The 18,459-nt window shown below is 68.9% G+C and carries 17 protein-coding genes; 10 read left to right on the top strand and 7 right to left on the bottom strand.

Annotated elements, in window-relative coordinates; genetic code table 11:
• Positions 1-146: 146 nt before the first annotated feature.
• Both ACWEK3_RS07240 and ACWEK3_RS07235 read left to right on the top strand, forming a co-directional pair.
• A complete protein-coding gene (locus ACWEK3_RS07240; RefSeq protein ID WP_453249135.1) occupies positions 147-1,046 on the top strand; it encodes an MBL fold metallo-hydrolase in 900 nt (299 codons plus the stop codon).
• Positions 1,047-1,312: 266 nt separating this feature from the next.
• Positions 1,313-1,780 (top strand): nuclear transport factor 2 family protein, encoded by a 468-nt coding sequence (locus tag ACWEK3_RS07235; protein ID WP_450544614.1) that lies wholly within the window; start codon positions 1,313-1,315, stop codon positions 1,778-1,780.
• Here ACWEK3_RS07235 and ACWEK3_RS07230 read toward each other — a convergent pair.
• The 3 genes from ACWEK3_RS07230 to ACWEK3_RS07220 form a co-directional block, all read right to left on the bottom strand.
• Positions 1,777-1,926 (bottom strand): hypothetical protein, encoded by a 150-nt coding sequence (locus ACWEK3_RS07230; RefSeq protein ID WP_450544612.1) that lies wholly within the window; start codon positions 1,924-1,926, stop codon positions 1,777-1,779. The two genes, ACWEK3_RS07235 and ACWEK3_RS07230, sit on opposite strands and share 4 nt — an antisense overlap.
• The gene (locus ACWEK3_RS07225; protein WP_450544611.1) at positions 1,899-2,234 is read right to left on the bottom strand and encodes a hypothetical protein; all 336 of its coding nucleotides are present in this window, start codon (positions 2,232-2,234) and stop codon (positions 1,899-1,901) included. The genes ACWEK3_RS07230 and ACWEK3_RS07225 overlap by 28 nt, the downstream gene beginning before the upstream one ends.
• A gap of 180 nt (positions 2,235-2,414) precedes the next feature.
• Complete coding sequence (locus ACWEK3_RS07220) at positions 2,415-2,966, bottom strand: GNAT family N-acetyltransferase (RefSeq protein WP_453249134.1); 552 nt, start codon at positions 2,964-2,966, stop codon at positions 2,415-2,417.
• A gap of 48 nt (positions 2,967-3,014) precedes the next feature.
• On the opposite strand from ACWEK3_RS07220, the gene ACWEK3_RS07215 reads away from it, so the two are divergent.
• Positions 3,015-3,635, top strand: a complete 621-nt coding sequence (locus tag ACWEK3_RS07215; protein WP_453249133.1) for a TetR/AcrR family transcriptional regulator — start codon at positions 3,015-3,017, stop codon at positions 3,633-3,635.
• A 40-nt stretch (positions 3,636-3,675) separates the two neighbouring features.
• Here ACWEK3_RS07215 and ACWEK3_RS07210 read toward each other — a convergent pair whose 3' ends face one another.
• On the bottom strand, positions 3,676-4,221 hold the full coding sequence (locus ACWEK3_RS07210; protein ID WP_450544605.1) for an AAA family ATPase: 546 nt from the start codon (positions 4,219-4,221) through the stop codon (positions 3,676-3,678).
• 213 nt (positions 4,222-4,434) lie between these two features.
• Between ACWEK3_RS07210 and ACWEK3_RS07205 the strand changes: the two genes are divergently transcribed.
• Both ACWEK3_RS07205 and ACWEK3_RS07200 read left to right on the top strand, forming a co-directional pair.
• Positions 4,435-4,869, top strand: a complete 435-nt coding sequence (locus ACWEK3_RS07205) for a GNAT family N-acetyltransferase (RefSeq protein WP_453249132.1) — start codon at positions 4,435-4,437, stop codon at positions 4,867-4,869.
• Between the two features lie 53 nt (positions 4,870-4,922).
• Positions 4,923-5,270, top strand: a complete 348-nt coding sequence (locus ACWEK3_RS07200; protein ID WP_453249131.1) for a VOC family protein — start codon at positions 4,923-4,925, stop codon at positions 5,268-5,270.
• Positions 5,271-5,305: 35 nt separating this feature from the next.
• On the opposite strand, the gene ACWEK3_RS07195 is transcribed toward ACWEK3_RS07200, so the two are convergent.
• Positions 5,306-6,184 carry an alpha/beta fold hydrolase gene (locus ACWEK3_RS07195; protein ID WP_453249130.1) on the bottom strand — a complete coding sequence of 293 codons (879 nt, stop codon included), beginning with the start codon at positions 6,182-6,184 and terminating at the stop codon, positions 5,306-5,308.
• A gap of 237 nt (positions 6,185-6,421) precedes the next feature.
• Between ACWEK3_RS07195 and ACWEK3_RS07190 the strand changes: the two genes are divergently transcribed.
• From ACWEK3_RS07190 to ACWEK3_RS07180, 3 genes are all read left to right on the top strand, one after another.
• Positions 6,422-8,407, top strand: a complete 1,986-nt coding sequence (locus tag ACWEK3_RS07190; protein ID WP_450544599.1) for a BTAD domain-containing putative transcriptional regulator — start codon at positions 6,422-6,424, stop codon at positions 8,405-8,407.
• Positions 8,408-8,868: 461 nt separating this feature from the next.
• Complete coding sequence (locus tag ACWEK3_RS07185; RefSeq protein WP_453249129.1) at positions 8,869-9,351, top strand: AAA family ATPase; 483 nt, start codon at positions 8,869-8,871, stop codon at positions 9,349-9,351.
• 187 nt (positions 9,352-9,538) lie between these two features.
• The gene (locus ACWEK3_RS07180) at positions 9,539-9,973 is read left to right on the top strand and encodes a VOC family protein (RefSeq protein ID WP_453249128.1); all 435 of its coding nucleotides are present in this window, start codon (positions 9,539-9,541) and stop codon (positions 9,971-9,973) included.
• A gap of 117 nt (positions 9,974-10,090) precedes the next feature.
• On the opposite strand, the gene ACWEK3_RS07175 is transcribed toward ACWEK3_RS07180, so the two are convergent.
• Positions 10,091-13,174, bottom strand: coding sequence for an NPCBM/NEW2 domain-containing protein (locus ACWEK3_RS07175; RefSeq protein ID WP_450544594.1), 3,084 nt, complete (start codon positions 13,172-13,174; stop codon positions 10,091-10,093).
• Positions 13,175-13,620: 446 nt separating this feature from the next.
• Complete coding sequence (locus ACWEK3_RS07170; RefSeq protein WP_450544641.1) at positions 13,621-14,880, bottom strand: cytochrome P450 family protein; 1,260 nt, start codon at positions 14,878-14,880, stop codon at positions 13,621-13,623.
• Between the two features lie 294 nt (positions 14,881-15,174).
• Between ACWEK3_RS07170 and ACWEK3_RS07165 the strand changes: the two genes are divergently transcribed.
• Together ACWEK3_RS07165 and ACWEK3_RS07160 are read left to right on the top strand one after the other, a co-directional pair.
• Positions 15,175-16,794 carry an FAD-dependent oxidoreductase gene (locus ACWEK3_RS07165; RefSeq protein ID WP_453249127.1) on the top strand — a complete coding sequence of 540 codons (1,620 nt, stop codon included), beginning with the start codon at positions 15,175-15,177 and terminating at the stop codon, positions 16,792-16,794.
• 139 nt (positions 16,795-16,933) lie between these two features.
• The gene (locus ACWEK3_RS07160; RefSeq protein ID WP_453249184.1) at positions 16,934-17,911 is read left to right on the top strand and encodes an amidohydrolase family protein; all 978 of its coding nucleotides are present in this window, start codon (positions 16,934-16,936) and stop codon (positions 17,909-17,911) included.
• The last annotated feature ends 548 nt before the right edge of the window (positions 17,912-18,459 follow it).

The following is an 18,459-nucleotide window of genomic DNA, read 5'->3' as shown; positions in this document are numbered from 1 at the left end:
AGGTACGTCACGGATTACCGTCCGTAGCCGGATATCCCGTGACTACTCGTGAGCCCGAGTGAGTGACCGAGGCTGTGACCAGGGGCCTGCGACGCGCGGTCATGTGACCGATGGCGCCCGCGCCAGGCGGCACGCAGGCTGGGGACATGGACACCATCGCGCTCGGACACGTGGAGATCACCCGTGTGGTGGAGCTGCCCGCCAGGGGCCGCTCCCGCGACTACGTCTTCCCCGACGTGCCCGTCGAGCACTGGCAGGCGCACGAGAGGTGGCTCACCCCCACCTTCCTGGACCCGGCCGCCGACGAGGTCCACATGACGATCCAGACCTGGCTCATCCGCAGCGAGGGCCGGACGATCCTGATCGACACCGGTATCGGCAACGACCGGGAGCGCCCGGCCATGCCGTCCTTCCACCATCTGCACACCAACTACCTCGGAGAGCTGGCCGCAGCGGGCGTCCGCCCGCAGGGCGTGGACACGGTGATCTGCACCCATGTCCACAGCGACCACGTCGGCTGGAACACCTGCCTGACCGACGACGGAGAGTGGCGACCGACCTTCCCCAACGCCCAGTACGTCATCTCGCGCGCCGACTTCGACTACTGGAACCCGGTCAACGGACACCGGACCCGCTCCGGCCGCCAGATGGCCAACGTCTTCGAGGACAGCGTCGCTCCGGTGCACCAGGCGGGACAGACCGTGCTGTGGGAGGGCGACCACCACGACGTCGAAACTCAGCTCCGTATCGAGCCCGCCCCCGGCCATACGCCCGGCTCCTCCGTCGTATGGCTGCGGTCGGGCACGGAACGTGCGGTGTTCGCCGGGGACCTGCTGCACAGCCCACTGCAGATCGCGGAGCCGGACGACTGCCCCAGCTTCGACGAGGATGAACACCGCGCACGGATCAGCCGACGCCGGGTGCTGGGGGAGGCCGCGGACCGGGACGCCCTGCTGTTCCCCGCGCATTTCCCCGGGCCGGGCGCAGCCGAAGTGCGACGTGTCGGCGACCGTTTCGCGGTGAAGGAGTGGGCGGCATGGCGGTGAGGGCGTTACGCCGCATTCTCGTGGCGCCTGGCCCTCCACCCCCTGTCTCCGGACGGGCAACTCGTCGGCTGAGAGCACAAGAATGGCCGCCGAATGACCTGGATGCGCAGCCCGGCCGCATCAGAGCCACTGTTGCGATCACGCGGGTGATCGGTATGGAATGAATCGCCGAACGCCTGCTTGCCTGCGACTGCTTGGCCTGCCCGGCCGGTGCACAGCCGGAGGCGGGCGCCGGATCTTCAAACCGTGACGCTCTGGGAGAGTTCATGGCCTCGAAGCCCCCTGTTCCCCCGTTCACCCGGGAGAGTGCGATCGAGAAGGTTCGCCTCGCCGAGGACGCATGGAACACCCGGGACCCCGAGCGCGTGGCCCTCGCCTACACGGTCGACAGTCGCTGGCGCAACCGTGCCGAATTCGTCAACGGGCGCGAGGAGATCGTCGCCTTCCTCACCAGGAAGTGGACCAGGGAGCAGGAGTACCGGCTCATCAAGGAACTGTGGGCCTTCGAGGGGAACCGCATCGCCGTACGCTTCGCCTACGAGTGCCACGACGACTCGGGCAACTGGTTCCGCTCGTACGGGAACGAGAACTGGGAATTCGACGAGCAGGGCCTGATGCGGGTCCGCCTGGCATGTATCAACGACCTCCCGATCAAGGAGGAGGAACGCGAGTACCACTGGCCCCTCGGCCGTCGTCCCGACGACCACCCGGGGCTGAGCGAGCTGGGTTTCTAGTTCTCGGTCCGGAGTTGGTTCTGCGCGGTGGTGGGGGAGGCGATGACGCCGGCCAGGGGGAGGACGGCGACCGCGATGAGGAAGTAGGCGGGGGAGTAGGGGCTGCCGGTCCAGGAGATCAGCCATGTCCCGGCGTAGGGTGCCACTCCGCCGAAGAGCGGGTGCCGACGTTGAAGGGGAGGGCGAAGCCGAGGTAGCGGGAGCCGGTGGTGAAGGTCTCGGCGAAGAAGGCCGGGAAGACTGCGTCGTTGAGCGAGAAGATGGCGAGGAAGACGACGAGCACCACGGTCGAGACGGCGATCCCGCCCAGGGACATCACCATCATCAGCGGATAGCTGAGCACGGTCAGGAGGACGGATGCAGCAAGGAGCATCCTTCTGCGGCCGAACCGGTCCGACAGCACCGCGGTGCAGGGGATGATGGCGATGTAGCAGGTGAGCGCGACGGTGACCACCAGGTTGGAGTCGGGATGACGCGCACCACCGCCGAAGCGGTAACCGCTCGGCGCCCGGCCATGACCGGGTCGGGCGCCGGCCTGCCCCGCGCTCCCTGCGCAGTTCCCCAGGCTTCCGCGCGTGAGTGAGCGCCCACGGCGGTGACCAGAGGCCACCGCCGATAGGTGCGCGGTTCACGGTCACTGGCGATGGGCGCGCCAATCGCGGGCGAGGACCGCCCAGATCTCCTTGTCGTGACGGGTGCCGCCGTAGGGCCAGTACTCGCGCCGCACGCCCTCGTGCGTCATGCCGAGCCGCTTGGCCACGGCGGAGCTGCGCTCGTTGTCGGCCCGGCAGTGCCACTCAGCCCGGTGTATCCCCCGAGTGGTGAACGCCCACTCCAGCAAGGTGCGGCACGCCTCCGTCACCAGGCCGTGGCCCTCGGCGGCCGGCTCCAGCCAGCAGCCGATCTCGCACGAACCCCAGGCGGCGTCGAAGGTCACGAACATCACGCCGCCGACCAGCACGTCGTCGAGCCAGATTCCGTAGAGGCGGGCGCCGTCCGCGGCCTGGCGTTCGGCGTACCGGCGCAACGTGGCCCGCGCGCCGTCGAGATCGTAGGTGACGAACGCCGGCCCGACCCACGGCCGGATGTGCTCGCGAGCCCGGTCCATGTGGGCGGCGAACTCCTCGGCGTGCCATATCTCGAGCGGACGCAGGTGGGCGTTGTCCCGCAGCGGGAGGGAGAACATGGTGACCCCATTCGCACAACAAGCGTTATGGTTATGTACGGTAGCAGCATGCCACGCACCAAGGGGGACCACGAGGCCCGCCGCCGCGACGTCTCCGAAGCGGTCTGGCGGGTGCTGGCCGCGCACGGCTTCCGCGGACTGACGATGCGCGCCGTCGCCGCCGAACTCGACGCGACCACCGGCCTGCTCACCCACTACTTCCCCACCAAGCGCGACCTGGTCGCATACGCCCTCGACCTGCTCGAAGTGCGCAGCGAATCCCGCCTTCGGCGTACCGCGGGGGAAGGGATGTCCGCCGTGAGGGCCGCTCTGCTGGACATCCTGCCGCTGACCGGCGAGGCCACTGTCGGCAACCGGATCTGGGTGTCCTCCTGGGACGCCGCGCTCGCCGACCCCGAGCTGAGCGTCGACTACGCCCGTAAGTACGCGCGAAGCCGCGACAAGCTGCGCGACCTGGTCGCCGCAGCCCAACATCTGGACGAACTGCCCACCGGAGACCCGGCCCGCATCGCAGCCGGGGCCCAGTCCTACGTGCTCGGTCTGGTGGTACAGGCCCTCTTCGACCCCGAGGCGTTCCCACCCCACCGCCAGATCGAGCTCCTCGACGACTACCTGGCGACGCTGGCCTCCCCGCCCCCGTCCGGTGACGGCGACGCGGCCTCATGCTGATGCCGCGGACCGAGGCCGGCGATCAAGTGGGTAACCGCCCCTATGAGTTCACGCTCACACCGACACGAGTCAAGACCTCGTCCGCCAGTTCCCGGCAGGGACGCTCGCCGTCCAAGAAGACCGTGTCCGCCGGCAAGGTATCCGCTGCGGCCACGCACTGCTCAATCTGAGCCTTGCACCACTGACGGACAGCCTCGTCACGTTCAGGATCGTGCGGGGCCACACTCCGGGCGTCGATCCGTCGCGCCAGAACTTCGGCGGGGACCTTGAGGAAGAAGTGGTGGATGGCCACTCCCGCTTCCTCCAACGCGCCGAAGATCTCGGCAACGTACTGCGGGTTGGCCAGCGTCATGGGGGCCAGGACCGGACGTTCGTACTCCTCCAGCAGCCCCACGGCCGTGCTGACCACCTGCCGCCGCCACAGGCGCAAGTCCTGGAAGTTCCCCGTCGGCACGTCGACGATGCCACGCAATACGTATCCGATCTGCTCGGGGTCGTAGACCAAAGCAGCAGGCCAGCGCCGGTGCAACTCGTCGACCAGAGTGGACTTCCCGCTCCCGAAGGCACCGTTCACCCAGATGATCACGCACGTCTCCCGTCTTTGATCACCGTCAACTGGCTCACACGCTATGCCTGGACGACCAACGGTCGACACCGGTGCCAGGCGCCGCAGGGAGTGACGACGACGGCTTCACCCCACGCGGGAATCCGGTCGAGGAGTCACTCGGCTTCCTGGTGGGAGGCGAAGAATTCGATCATTCGCTCCAGGTCCCTATCGCCGAACATGGTCTCCAGGCTGTTGGCGGACTCGGTTGTGGACGCCTGGGCTCCGTCACCGTATACAGCCGAGGGCTACGAGGGTGTCCGCCGGACACCGCCGTATCGCGGCGACCTGCACGTCCTGGTGGAGGCGCCGGACGGAACAGTGGCCGCATCGACGATCATGTGGCTCGACAAGGCGAACAAGACCGCCGAATTCGAGCCGGCCGGAACGCATCCGGACTACCGGCGGCTCGGGTTGGGCAGGGCGATGCTGCTGCACGGGATGCGTCTGGCACGGGAGGCCGGAGCCCATCACATGACGGTCGCCTGTCTGGGGGCGCCAGGGCACCCCCAGGCGCGCGGGCTGTACTACAGCGTCGGATTCCGGGAGTTCACACGAGACGTGCCGCTCATCAAGACCGGGGGCCAGGGTCGTGTCGCGGAAGTGCGTGCGGTGACGGACCGGCCGTAGTACCCCTGGACAGTCCAGGATCCGTGTCTGTCTGTTCTCCTCGGGAGTCGTCGATGGCCGTTCGCCGTGTCATGCCCATCATCCAGTCAGAGGCTGCGGAGGAGAGCCGGGATTTCTATGGCCTGCTGGGCTTCGAAGAAGTCATGAATCTCGGCTGGATCATGACGCTTGCCTCGTCGTCCAGTCCGTCGGCCCAGGTCAGCGTGATGAGCGGTGACAAGACCGCCCCGGTTACCCCCGATCTGAGCGTCGAAGTCGACGACGTGGAGGCGGCTTACGCGATCATGCGGGACAGCGGCGCGGAGATCGTTCACCCCCTGCAGGACGAGGAGTGGGGCGTACGGCGGTTCTTCGTCCGCGACCCCAACGGCCGTGTGGTCAACGTCCTGAGCCACCGCTGACGCGGGGCCACCGCACGCTCGACCCGGTCGAGGGCTCAGCGTGCCAGCAGGTCGCGCAGCGACCTCGCGATCGCGTCGGGGGCCTCTTCGGCCATGAAGTGCCCGCAGGAGACGGTCGAGTGGTTCAGGTCGTCGGCCCAGGCGCCCCACAGGGCGGCGGCCTCGTACCCGAGGGCCGCGCCCCAGTCCTGCTGGAGCACCGAGACGGGCATGGTCAGCCTGCGGCCCTCGGCGCGGTCGGCCCTGTCGTGCTCGATGTCGATGCCCGCAGAGGCCCGGTAGTCCGCGACGATGGACGGCACGGCCGCGCGGCACGCGTCCAGATACACCTGTCGGATGGCCGGCGGGACGGCTTCGGGCTCGTTCGCCCAGATGTCCAGGAAGTAGGAGAAGAACGTGTCCGCGCTCGCCTCGATCATCCGCTCCGGCAGGCCGGGCGGCTGAGCCATGAGGTAGAGGTGGAAGCCCACGGCCGCCCGCACGCCGTGCAGCGCCTCCCACATGTCCAGGGTCGGCAGGACGTCCAGGCAGGCCACGTGGGTGATGGTGCCCGGGTGGTCGAGTCCGGCACGGAAGGCCACCAGGGCGCCCCTGTCGTGCCCGGCGAGCGCAAACCGGTCGTGCCCCAGCGCCCGGGCCAGGGCGACGATGTCGCTCGCCATCGTTCGTTTGGAGTAGACGTCCGGCCCGTCCTCGGCAGGCTTGTCGCTGTCGCCGTATCCGCGCAGGTCGGGGCAGATGACGGTGTGATCGGCGGCCAGGTCCTCGGCGACGTGCCGCCACATCAGGTGCGTCTGCGGGAAGCCGTGCAGCAGCACGACGGGGGTTCCGGAGCCTCCGACGGCGACGTTCAACTCCACGTCGTCCGCCACCTCCACGCGCTGGTAGTCGAATCCCGTGATGCCGAATGTCATGGTGGTGCCTTTCTTTCCCGGGCCCCGCACGCTCGGCGGGGCCCGCTTCGGTGACGCGCCAGGCCGGCCCCGGGTGGACCGGTCCCTGCATCCGCGTGACACGTCCTGCATGCCCTCGGCCCTGGTGGCGTGCGCCCCGGCCGGTGTCACCAGCATGTGCGCCGCGGATCAGCAACGAATGAACGCTTGTAGGTTTGGCCTGGTCAGCGAGAGTGAGTGAGAGGAACGGGGCGGAAGGTGCGTGTGGAATTCGGCGTTCTGGGTGCGGTGACCGCCTGGAACGAGGCCGGGGAGCCCCTGCGTCTCAAGGGGCCGCGGCACCGCGCGGTACTGGCCCGGCTGATCGTCGCCCGACGACGTGTCGTCCCGGTCTCCGTGCTCGCGGAGGACCTGTGGGCGGAGCCGCCCGGCAACGCCGTCGGCTCGCTGCGTACCTTCGTCGGTGATCTGCGGCGCGCCCTGGAACCCGACCGGCCACCCCGCACGCCGCCGCGCCTGCTGATCACAGAGGGATCCGGCTACGTGCTACGCGTACCGAAGGAGGACGTCGACGCGTGGCGGTTCGAGCAGGCCGTGGTGTCCCTTGCGGAAGCCGGTCCCACCAGGGTGGCGGAGGGCCTGGACGAGGCGCTCGGCTGGTGGCGGGGTCCCGCGTTCGCCGACTTCGGCGACGAGCGGTGGCTGCGCTCGGAGCGCTCCCGGCTGACCGAGCTGCGCCTGCAGGCCGTCGAGCGCCGGGCGGACGCGCACATCGCCCTGGGCCGGGCGGCCGAGGCGGTGCCCGATCTCGACGCGCACGTGACCGACCACCCGTGGCGCGAGGACGCCTGGCGGCTGCTGGCGCTGGCCCTGTACCGGTCGGGCCGGCAGGCCGACGCGTTGTCGGTGCTGCGCCGGGCCCGCGACATGCTCCGCGACCAGTTGAGCGTGGACCCCGGCCCACGGCTGCGACGGCTGGAGGAGGACGTACTGCGTCAGGCCGACCACCTGGACCCCGACGCCGGCGCCTCGGTGGACCGGGTGTGGGCGCAGGCGACGGCCGCGTACGAGAGCACACTGGGCTCGCGGGCCCGCACCCGGCTGGAGTCCACCGTGGGTCTGATGCGGGACCTCGCGGTCACCGGAGGGGGCGGTCTGGAGGCCGCCCGCCGCCACCGGGTGGCCGCCGTCGCGGCCGCGGAGCAACTCGACGATCCGGAGCTGACGGCGCGCGTCATCGGGGTCTACGACGTCCCCGCGGTCTGGACCCGCTCCGACGATCCGGAGCAGGCCCGATGGCTGGTGGACTCCGCGGAGCGCACCCTGCGCTCGCTGACCCCGGGTACGCACGACGCGGCGCGCTGCCGCCTGCTGGCGACCATCGCGGTGGAGTCGCGCGGCACTCTGCCCGTCGACGAACCGGCGTCCGGGGCGCCTGCCCGCCCACTCCAGGCCGCCAGGCAGGCGGAGGAGATCGCCCGGTGTCTCGATGACGCCGCGCTGCTGGCGTTCGCCCTCAACGGGACGTTCATGCAGTCGTTCTGGCAGGCCGGGCTCGCTGCCCGCCGCGACGCGATCGGCACCGAGATCGTGGCGCTCTCCGCCCATCACGGCCTGGTGCGGTACGAGGTGCTCGGCCGTCTGATCCGGCTCCAGGCGCGGTGTGCGCTGGCGGACCTGGCTTCGGCCGACCGGCACGCGAGCGCGGTGGGTGTGCTGGCAGATCGCCACGGGCTGCCGCTGGCATCGGTGTTCACGACCTGGTACCGCGCGCTGCGCACTGCCACGTCCGGCTCGCGTGAGGCCGCCGAGGACGCCTACGAGGAGGCCGCCGGGTCGCTGCGCGGCGCGGGGATGCCCGGGCTGGAACGCGGACTGCTGCCGCTGGCCCGGCTGTGCGTGCGCTTGCGGCACGGGGCACCGCCGACCGGCGTGGACGAGAAGGCCGACTGGGGTCCGTACGAGCCGTGGATCCGCCCCCTGCTGCTGGCGGAGGGCGGCCGGACCGAGGAGGCCGGTGCGGCGCTGCGCGCCATCTCGTCACCACCGCGCGACCTGATGTTCGAGGCGCTGTGGTGTCTGATCGCCCGAGCGGCGGTCGCCGTGGGGGCCCGGGACATGATGGCGCGGGCCCATACGCAACTGGTACCCGCGTCCACCGAGGTGGCGGGCGCCGGGAGCGGACTGATCACCCTGGGGCCGGTGGCGGAGCAACTGGCCGCGCTGGAGGAGGCACTGCGCTGACCCCGGCGGGCAGGCACACGATGATGCGCGTAGTCATGTCACCGACGCCGTCGCGCGCTGCACCGAGCGCGCGGCGAGTTGACCCGTGCGCGTCCTCTACACTCCTTCGTCGCAGACACGGTTCCGCATCGACGGTCTTGGCGATCAGCGCCTGGGCGGCCGAACGGCGTTGGTCGGTCCGTGGGTGTGAGCCGTACCAGGACGTAGCGCTCGCCGAAGAAAACACGCGGGACCTCGCTCGGATCGCTGCGCAAGTCTGGGGCGACGGGTCGCCCCGGACCGGCTGCGTGGGCGGGACGACCTGGTGGCGAAGCTGACCGGCCACATCGGACAACGTGTGTCGGCGGTCCGGCAATTCCCGATGATCTGCATGATCAGCGTCGAAAGGTAGCTTGAGTGGCTGTCAGCTATTCCTTGCGGCAGCCGTGCCCGGAAGGAGGCGGCCTGAATAGGCTTGCTCCGTGAAGGTCCTGATCACTGGAATGTCGGGCACCGGCAAGTCGACAGCACTCCATCTGCTGCGCTTGCGAGGGCACAGGGCAGTGGACACCGATACCGACACCTGGAGTCAATGGGTGACGCTACCCGACGGCTCCGCCGACTGGATCTGGCGTGAGCAGGCCATCACCAACCTGCTCAGCAGCCACCACAAGGGCAACCTCTTCGTGGCCGGCTGCAAGACCAACCAAGGGCGGTTCTACCCCCTGTTCGAACACATCGTGCTGTTGAGCGCACCGGCCGAAACGCTGCTGGCCCGGATCGCAACCCGGACCACCAACTCGTACGGCAAGCGGCCCGAAGAACGAGACGCCGTCCTCCACCACCTGACCACCGTCGAACCGCTGCTGCGTGCTACCGCGACCGTCGAGATCGACGCCACCGCACCCATCGAAAGCGTCGTTCAGCAACTGGAAGAACTCGCCGGGCGATCGGCCGGTATCTGAGGGCAACATTCCGTTCTGCGTGGGTAGTAGTCGCTGTTACTGCTGGGGAAGCAAGTGCGTCAGAGCGCCACGCGCGCACCAGGGGCCAGACAGCACCAGTGCATTCCGCCAGAGCGAAACGGCGTGCGGCTGTCGACTCTCCTTCGGCGCAGCCGCGACTGTCAGAGGTGCACAGTACGGTCCTGCTATGGCAGCCAGAATCGATCTGACCCTTGATTGCGCGGACGCGAAGCTTCTCGCCGAGTTTTGGAAGGCGGCCCTGGGATATGTGGACGAGCCGCCGCCCGCGCCCTTCAGAACCCGCGAGGAGTGGCTCGCGCAGTTCGATCTTCCGGAGGACGACTCCGCGGACGATGGTGCGTGGCTCTGCGATCCCGATGGCGCCGGGCCCCGGCTCTGCATCCTCAAGGTCCCTGAGCCGAAGACCGCGAAGAACCGACTCCATATCGACGTCCGGGTGCCAGGACACGGCAGCCTCGGTGAGCGGTGGGCGCGGATCAAGGCTGAGGCCGAGCGGTTGGTGAAGGCGGGCGGAGTCGTCCTGGAGGAGTTTGAGGGGCACCATATGGTGATGGCCGACCCGGAGGGCAATGAGTTCTGCGTCGCCGCGACCTCGGCGTGACGTCGGCCGTCAAGACCACAACTCGGTCTTGACGGCCGACGTCACGCAGGACTCCGGATCAGCCAACAGCGTCTCGGAGGGCCGGGGGCCGACTGGTCGGGCGCCACGGCCGCGGCGTCAGGCGCAGTGGAACTTCGCGTCCGCCCAGTCGCCGTGGTCGCCGGACTTCGTGCCGTCGGTGTCGGTGATGACGAGATGGACGTGACGGCCGCCGTCCAGCGGCACGTTCACCGGCACGGGGTCGGACTTGCCGCTGACGGTGGGGGAGGACCACAGCGTTTTTCCGTCGGCGACGACGGAGAAGGAGACGCCGCCGTAGCCGTTGATCTCGTCGTCGATGCCGACGGTGGCGGTGAACGAGGAGCACTGGCCGCCGAGCCAGAACTCGATGTCGGAGTTGGCGTGTGCGCCGATGCCCTTGGCGTAGGTGGTGCCGTTCAGGGTGAGCGTGTGGCCGTCATTGGCCGCCGACTCCCCGTTGCTGCGGTCGCGTTCGGGCGGCCCCCAGCCGTTGGTGGCGTTCAGCCAGGGCAGATCACTGGCCCAGGCGTCACCCTTGGGCGGGGCCGGCATGGTGCGCACCGCCGTCCGTTGCGTGGCGACCGTGTCCTCACCCGCCGCCCGGTAGCGGGCGGTGCCGGTCAGCACGGCCTCGCTCACACCGGCGTCGGCCGGCGCGGTCACGGTGAACTCCGCGCTCGTCCGTTCCCCAGGCTCCAGACGGCCGACCGTCCGCGCCGGCGAGACGGTCCAGCCGTCGGGTGCGCTCACGGACAGCTCGGTGGCCCCGGCGCCCGTGCCACCCGCGGTGAAACCGACCGTGACCTCCTCGGACACACCGGCGCCGATCTCCTCGGGCGGCGTGACCGAGACCGTGCCCGTCGCCCCGGGGACCTTGCCACCCACCGCGCTCGCGCCGTCCACGTCGACCTGGAAGGCCCGGTCGGTGCTGATGCTGCGGGTCTTGATCTGGACGACCCCGCCCCGGTCGGAGGTGTCGTACCACCAGCCCTGGTCGGCGGCGTCGAAGGCGGCCTTGGAGGTGAACCGGGGCAGCGTACCGTCGTCCAGGCCCACGTGGTGCGGGGCGGAGCCGGTGTGCACGGTGAACCGGTACGGGCGGCTCTTCTGCTTGCCGGCGAAGTCACCGGCGTCGGCGCCGACCGCGATGCGCACCGCTCCCGCTCCGCTGTCCGGGGCGGTCACCGTCACCCGCTGCTCGGCGTACTTGCCCTGCCGGTGCTGCCGGGTGACACCGTCGTCCTCGTACAGGGTGAAGGAGGTGCGGCCCTGCGGGTAGACGTCCCAGGCGAGCGGGGAGTCCGCGGTGCGGTCCTGGTAGGAGTTGATGCCGGGCCACATCGGAATCGACGCCCCTGCCTTGACGAACAGCGGCAGCGTGTCCAGCGGAGCCTGGTAGCCGTCGACCGTGGTCGGACCGTGGTAGGTGCGCCCGGACCAGTAGTCGATCCAGTCGCCCTTGGGCAGGTAGATGCCGTCTCGGACGGTGGTGTCGCGATAGACGGGCGCCACCAGGAAGTCCTCACCGGTGAGGAACTCGTACTTGGCGGCGTCACTCGCCGCCTTCGGGTCGTCGGGGTACTCCAGTGCCAGCGGCCGTACGGCGCCGACACCGGTGCGGTTGGCCTGCGCCGCGTAGGTGTACATGTACGGCAGCAGGGATTCCTTCAGCTTGAGGTACTTGCGGTTGATGGTGGTGTACGGCTCCCCGTACTGGTAGGGCTGCTTGTCCTTGGCGGCCCAGCCGTCCATCGTCATCACGGCCGGCAGGAACGACTTCCACTGCAGGTCGCGGGTGTAGGTCTTGGCGCTGCCACCGAAGATGCCGTCGATGTCGCCGCTGGTGTAGGCGAGACCCGACATGGTGGCGCCGGCGTAGGTGGGTATCTGCCAGCGGATGTAGTCCCAGCTGCCGGACTGGTCACCGCTCCACTGCACGCCGCAGCGCTGGGCGCCGGCCCAGCTCTCCGGGGCCCAGGTGAAGCCGCGCGCGTCGCTGTTTTCCTCGATGCCGCGGTAGGCGGCCTTGCATCCGTCCAGGGCGAACTTGTAACCGGAGCCCACCCAGGCAACGTCCAGCTTGGCCACCCGCTGGCCCGACTTGACCTGGTCGGCCAGCTTGTCCAGACCGTCCTGGGTCCACAGGCCCATCTGCATCTTGCGGTCGTTGAGGCCCTTGGCGGTCTCGTCGAGGTTCTCGTAGCCGCAGCCGTAGCCGTCGTTGACGAGCATCCAGCCCAGCGGCATGTCGTTCTTGACGTAGTCGTCTGCGACCTTGAGGGCGTCCAGGGTGCGCCGCTCGCCACGGTTGGCGTTGTGCAGATAGCAGTCGGAGTCGCCGACCTCCAGGCCGTAGATCGGGGGAAGCATGGGGCGCCCGGTGAGCTTGGTGTACTGGCCGATGACGTCCTTGGAGGAATCGCCGGCGAAGTAGTAGGCGTCGAAGCGGTTCTCCTGCTCGGTGGCGGTGACCGGGTCGGCGAAGGCATAGGTGCCCGGGGCGTAGGTGTTGCGGTAGACGCCGTAGCCCGCCGAGGAGAGGTAGAACGGCACCGAGTTGGGGTGCCCGCCCTCGTTCCAGTTGTAGTCGACGCCCACCTTGAGCGTCTTCCCGCGATGCGAGGTGCTGCCGCTGCCGTTCTGCTCGCCCGTGCCGTAGAACTGCTCGTCGGCGCCGCGCGTGAGCGTCTGGGTGGTGGCGGTGCCGTCCCAGCTGATGCCGCGGGTCTCCTCCCACAGGCGGGTGCCGTCGGCGCGGTACAGGGCGAACCGCAGTGACGACTTGTACACCCGCAGGGTCACCTTGTTCGTCGACAGCTCGTAGCGGTCGCCGCGGTCGGTCCAGCGGGTGGCCGGCGGATCGCCCTGAGGCAGCACGATGTCACCGCCGACGGGGTCGGTGAACGTGCCATCGGGGGCCACCTCGATGCGGAAGGTGTCGGCCGAGACGAAACTGACCCGGGCCTTCGCCGTGCCCGCCGTGAAGGTGTAGGCGGCGCCGGACTGCGAGAACCCGGTCACCGCCCCGATGACAGTCGGGGTCCCGGCGGCGCTCGCCGCCGCCGCTCCGGCCGGCACGGCCGGTCCGACCTCGGCCGCCAGGACGGCGAACAGAGCCGTGGCGGCCAGAACCGCCCCTCTGGAACGGAAAGCCTTGCGTCTGCGGGATGGAGCGCTCATGTCGATCCCTTCGCACACGTCGATCGGCGTGGGGCGGTTGCTTGAACTTGCTTGATACGCCGCTGAATCAAGCACAACCAATCACGCGGAGAAGGTATAGCGCACAGGGAACGCCTGTGACCAGAGCGCGTACCGGGTGAGGTGAAGGTGGATGCCGGATGGCACGGCGGCACGGCGCCGGCGGCTGGATGGCACGCATGCGGCTCTGCGCCGGTCGCGGCTGCGGCAGATCGGCTCACCTCCGCCGGCGCGGAGACATCACTCGTCGACCTGCGACCGGGCGTGCGCACTGGCCTGAACGCCGTCCAGGGGCTTTCCGCACATGTCGAAACATGTCGAAGCGACGGGCCTTCGGCATGGTGCGCGCCGAAGGCCCGTCGCTGTGTGGTGGTACGCCCGCCCGAAGTCCCTTCAGCGAGCCCGGTCGTGGAGGACCTGACGGCCTGTCACGGAACCAGTGCGACAGGGAGCCTCTCAAGTCCCCGGAAGGCGGGGAACGGGACCTTGAGCCATTCGGCCTCGGACGCCGGGAAATCGAGTTCGACCTTCGGGAACCTCTGGAAGAGCGTGGTCAACGCCGTACGCATTTCCATTCTGGCCAATGGCGCACCGAGGCAATAGTGCGCCCCGCCGCCGAAGCCGAGGTGCGCGCTCTGCAGACCTTCCCGCTTCACATCGAAGGTGTCGGGGCAGGCGAACCTCTCCGGGTCCCGGTTCGCGGAGGCGACCGCGATCTGTACGAGGGAACCCTTCGGAATGAGCGTGCCTCTGATCTCGATGTCCTCCAGCGCATGCCGGAACGTCGCGTTCTCGACCGATCCCTCGAAGCGGATGACCTCCTCGATGGCGTTCGGAAGAAGTTCCGGATCCTCCAGGACCTCCTGCAGCTGATCGCGGTGGGTCAACAGGTTGAACACGGCGTTGCCGATGAGGTACGCGGTCGTCTTGTGGCCGGCGAAGAGCAGCACCCACAGGGTCGACAGAAGCTCGCCGTCAGTCATGGCGCCTTGCTCGTCCTGCGTCCGGATCAGGTCGCTGAGCAGGTCGTCGGACGCGTTCTTGCGCTTCCGCAGGATGAGATCGGCGAAGTAGTCCCGCAGCGCTCCCTCGGCCTCCGCCAGTTTTTCCTTGTCCTTTTTGCTGAATCCGGTGCGCGCGACGGTGGTGCACCATTTCTGAGCTTCCGCGCGCTCGCTCTCGGGAATTCCGATGAGCTCGCAGATCACGATGAGCGGGAGCGGGAAGGCGAAGGACGACAGCAGGTCGATGGGTGCGTCGGTGGCACAGCCGTCCAGCAGTTCGTCGGTGATCTGCTGAATACGAGGACCCAACGACTCGATTCGACGCGGACTGAACGCGCGGTTGACGATGCGCCGCAGCCGCGTGTGCTTGGGCGGGTCCGAGAAGAGCATGTTGTCGTCGAGCGCGATGGACGAGTCACCGAAAATGGTGTGGTACGCGTCCATCGCCGCGTACATGTCCTTGCTGATGCGCGGATCCGTTAGGGCGGCCTTGGCGTCGTCGTACCGGGTGATCAGATAGGTCTCCACCCCGTGCGGGGGAGACAGACGGCACACCGGGGCCGACTCGCGCAGGCACGCGTACACCGGATAGGGGTTGGCGCGATACGCCGCTGAACCACGCGAGGCCGCCGCGATCGCGTCCGCTGTCGAGTCCGTCGTGTCCCGTTCGTCGAGCTGAGTCATCATCCCGGCCTTTCTCACAGCTTCCGCCCCGGCCACGGGACAGCAGATGTACGACTTACGATCCACCGGTCCCCGGAAGGGTCCCGTACGTAACGCAATTCGCCCGATCGCACCTACGGGCCTTCCGCACGGTCGTTGGAGCCCGTGTCCATGGGCCGCGGCGAGGCGGATTTGCCGCTGATCGGGTGATCGCTGCTTATCGGCTCGCCGCGCATGGCAAAAGAACTGAGAGCGAGTCACGGAATCCATCGGCCACCGCGCTGCGGAGATGCTGACCCCAGAGGAGAAAACGCGATGAACGATCGCGGCAACGAGTATGTGCCCGTCCTGGTCGTGGGGGGCTCACTCGTGGGCTTGTCCGCATCCGTGTTCCTCGGGCGCCTTGGCGTCGAGCACTGTGTCGTCGAGCGCCATGCCGCCACGTCGGCGCATCCGCGCGGACGCGGCAACAACATGCGGACGATGGAACTGTTCCGGACCGCCGGCCTTGAGCCGGACATCCGGAAGGCCGCGACCACGCTGTCGAAGAACCATGGAATCCTCCAGGTCGACACCCTGCGCGGCGAGAACCGGCGCTGGCTCTCGGCGCGGATCACGGGCAGGCCGCCGGAGGCGGACCTGTGCTCGACGATCCGCTGCGCGTGCAGCCAGAACGATCTGGAACCGGTCCTGCTGCAAGGCGCCCGCGACCTGGGCGGGGACGTGCGCTTCAGCACGGAACTGCTGTCCTTCAGTCAGGATGACGGCGGGGTGCAGGCCGTTCTGCAAACCAGGGACACCGGTGAGACGTACACGGTGAGGTCGGACTACCTGCTCGCCGCCGACGGTCCCCGCAGTCCCGTCCGCCAGAGGCTCGGGATCGAGCACTCGGGATCGGGAGATCTGTTCCACAACGTCAGCGTCACCTTCCGCAGCAAGCTGCTGCGCGAGGTCGCGGGGGAGCAGAAGTTCGTCGTCTGCTACGTCACCGACCCCACCGGCGAAGGCGTGCTGCTGCCCGTGGACAACGAGGAGCAGTGGGTTTTCCATGTGCCCTGGTTCCCGGAGCGCGGGCAGACGCTGGAGCACTTCACCGATGCCCGGATCATCGAGCACATCCGGGCAGCGGCCGGAATGCGCGATCTGGACGTGGAGATCACCGGGAGAGCACCGTGGCATGCGGCGGACCGCGTGGCGAACAGCTATCGGGACGGGCGTGTGTTCCTCATCGGTGACTCCGCCCACGAGATGCCGCCGACCGGCGCGTTCGGGTCCAACACCGGTATCCAGGACGCGCACAATCTCGCCTGGAAGATCGCCGCGGTCCTCCGCGGCTGGGCGGGCTCGACGCTGCTGGACAGCTTTGAGGCCGAGCGTCGGCCAGTGGCTCAGACCACCAGCGCGCGAGCGACCCTTCAGGCCGCTCGTGAACAGCACCCCGGCTACTCCGCCCGGACGGCGTCGAACGACTCCGCGGATCTGATGACCGTGGCGCTGGGCTACCGATACGCCTCGCGGGCGGTGGTCGGCGCGAACGCGGAGGACCCCGTCATCCCCGACGTCCTGTGCCTGAACGGCGAGCCCGGAAGCCGTGCACCGCATCTCTGGGTCACACGCGACGGGGTGAAGGTTTCCACCGTTGACCTCTACGAGCGCTCTTTCGTCCTGCTCTGCGGGGGTCCCGGCTGGCGCACCGCGGCCGGCACCGTGGGCGCGCGGCTCAACGTACCGCTCGACGTCTACTCGATTGGCGACGGAGCGGAGTACGACCTGGACACCGGGGGCGCTGCGGACTGGTCCTCGGTGCACGGCGTCGCACCGGAAGGCGCGGTGCTGGTACGGCCGGACGGCTTCGTGGCCTGGCGGGCCGAGGCCGGGACGGCGGACATGGAAAAGGAACTGACCGGCGTTCTTCTTCAGGTCCTCGGGCGCTGAACGGCACCGCGGCTCGGCAACCCGAGCCTCACAAGAGCGACTTCTCCGGCGTCACCACAGAAATGGGAGCCTGTCCATGACACCACTAGAGACGGCTGCGGGCACGGCCCCACTGGCCGGCATAGGCGACAGCGGGCCGATGGATGCGGGCGAGGGCGACGCACGCCGGGAGCGTGTGGACGTACACCACCACTACACCGCTCCGGAATGGCTCGACTGGGCGGAGAAGCAGGAGATCGTCCAACGGCGGAGCCTGCCGCCGTGGACCCGGTGGGACCTCGGCACAGCACTTCGGATGATGGACGAGGCGGGTATCCGGACCAGCGTGTTCACCGTCGCGATGCTGGGCCGCCTCCAGGATCCGAAGGTGCGCAAGGAAAGCGCGCGTGTCGCACTGGAAGCCGCCAGTGACCTTGTCCAGAGCCATCCCGATCGCTTCGCCTTCTACACGCCGCTGTTCCTGGACAGCCCGGACCTGTCGATGTGGTCGCTCACCCATGGAATGGACGACCTCGGGGCGATCGGCGTCAGTGTGCGGACCAGCGCCAAGGGGGTCTATCTCGGCCACCCCGACCAGGACAGAATCCTGGCGGAGCTGAACGAGCGCTCGGCCGTGGTCAGTACGCACCCGATGGACGTCCCCGGAGGCGGTGCGGAGCTGGAGGGCGTGCCGCCGTTCCTGTGCGACTTCCTGATGGACACGACGCGCGCGGCGATCAGTCTCATCATCAACGGGACCTTGGACCGCTACTCGAACCTCAGCTTCATCCTGCCGCACGGAGGCGGTTTCCTGCCCTACATCGCCGGCCGCGTAGAGGTGTTCAGCGACTTCCTGACACCCAAGGTGGAACGCGCCCGGGTCCGTGACTACCTGCACCGCTTCTACTACGACACGGCCGGCCCCATGTCCCCTTCGGCCACGCCGAGTCTGCTGTCCACCGTGGATCCCTCCCGGATCCTCTACGGCAGTGACTGGCCCCCCACCCCGGCTCATCTGGTCACGGGTGTCACCGCTCCCGCGCTCGACAACGATCCCGCCCTCGACGAACAACAGCGCCGCTGCATCAACCGCGACAACGCGCATCGTCTTCTTCCGGCGCTTGCCACTCGCCGATAGCGGCTTCGAGGAGGGGACACCGGCAGTGCGGCGGAGGACCGGTGACCTGGCCCCGGACCGTGATCGGTCCGGGGCCCACGTGCCGGCGCCTCCGGCAGGCTCCTGGTCGCAGGGCGCCGACGAGCTTCCAGGGGGTCAGACGTCGGTGATGCGCAGGCCGGCGTGGGCCTTTTTGCGGCGGTGGCCTTGGCACGGTCGGCGCGGCGTGAACCGATGATCACCTGCTGGCCGACCTGGCCAACCGGTAGGCGAGCGCCCGGCAGCCTCGCCACCCGTGGTCCGCTGATCGACCCGGACGCGTTGTCGGCGGCGCTGCGGCCCGGCGACGACCACAGCCCGCGTTCGGCAGCGGTCGCTCTGGAGATCACCCATGCGACCGTGGGAAGCCTCGCCCGCAACGGAGTCCGCGCGAAGACATACGGCGGCCGGTGGGTTCGACTCGTCACGCACAAGGACGTGAGCGACGAGGACCTTCATGCGGCCCTGGCAGCGATCGAGCGGACCGTGCGGCATGTGCTCCGAAGCCTGACCCTCGCACCGGCCTCCGC

It is taken from the genome of Streptomyces sp. NPDC004721 (assembly GCF_053601495.1).
The sequence above is the reverse complement of the archived record's forward strand: the minus strand, read 5'-3'. Positions and strand labels throughout refer to the sequence as shown.